The sequence below is a fragment of the Blautia sp. CAG:257 genome, from assembly GCF_000433815.1.
In the GTDB taxonomy this organism is placed as follows: Bacteria; Bacillota; Clostridia; order Lachnospirales; family Lachnospiraceae; genus Blautia_A; species Blautia_A caecimuris.
The window spans coordinates 1-910 of sequence record NZ_HF999106.1 but is presented as its reverse complement, the minus strand read 5'-3'; the positions used below and the strand labels follow the sequence as shown (position 1 = coordinate 910).

1 protein-coding gene is annotated in these 910 nt (G+C 39.6%); it reads right to left on the bottom strand.

Going from position 1 to position 910, the window contains the following annotated elements; all coding sequences use genetic code 11:
- Window positions 1-51: 51 nt before the first annotated feature.
- Window positions 52-714: a PAQR family membrane homeostasis protein TrhA gene (trhA, locus tag QVP40_RS11850; protein ID WP_022068606.1), complete on the bottom strand. Its 663-nt coding sequence runs from the start codon at window positions 712-714 to the stop codon at window positions 52-54.
- Window positions 715-910: the final 196 nt, after the last annotated feature.

Sequence of the window (910 nt, the reverse complement as noted above, 5' to 3'; positions counted from 1 at the left end):
AATAGCCATTTGTCTGATAAAAGCTGTCTGTCAGATAAATGGCTATGGGGTTTATATTGGCATGGTGGCAATAAAGAAATACATTACAATAAAATGGCAGGCGCTTCCAAGCATAATAAACACATGAAAGATTTCATGAGAACCAAAGTTTTTATGTCGGGCATTGAAGATCGGAAGCTTTAATCCATAAATAATACCGCCAATGGTATAAATGATTCCTCCGGCCAGGAGCCAGTTAAAGCCGGCTCTGGGAAGCGCATGGAAGATTGGCACAAAAGCAAGGACACAGAGCCATCCCATTCCAATGTACAGAACAGAGGAAACCCATTTCGGACAGTTGATCCACAGTGCTTTCAGAAGGATTCCCACAATGGCTATTGTCCATACAAGACCGCAGAGAATATAGCCGATTCTATTGTGAAGCGCAATGAGACATACAGGTGTATAGCTTCCGGCGATCATAATAAAAATCATCATATGATCTATTTTGCGAAGTCTGCGGTTTACTTTTTCTGTGGAGTCTACAGAGTGATAAACGGTACTTGCCGTATAGAGAAGGATCATTGTCAGTATAAATACTGCAAGAGCAGTAATGTGCAGAGTATCTTCAGTCCGCGCTGCTTTTATGAGAAGCGGAGCCGCTCCCGCTGCCGCAAGAAGTACGGCTATGCCGTGGGTGATAGCGCTCCATGGATCTTTCAGTTTCAATTTCATGTAAATCGCCTCCTGATTTAAGTATAACTTAGATGTTTTGAGAAGTAGTATTCAAAACTACATATTAAGCATATGACAACTATATTACAAACATACATAAAAGTAAAGGGATTTTACAGAATTTTAATATTTTTTGATTATCAAAGTAAATTTCATGGAATACAGTATAGACCGGACAGAATCGTTTTTACGTTAT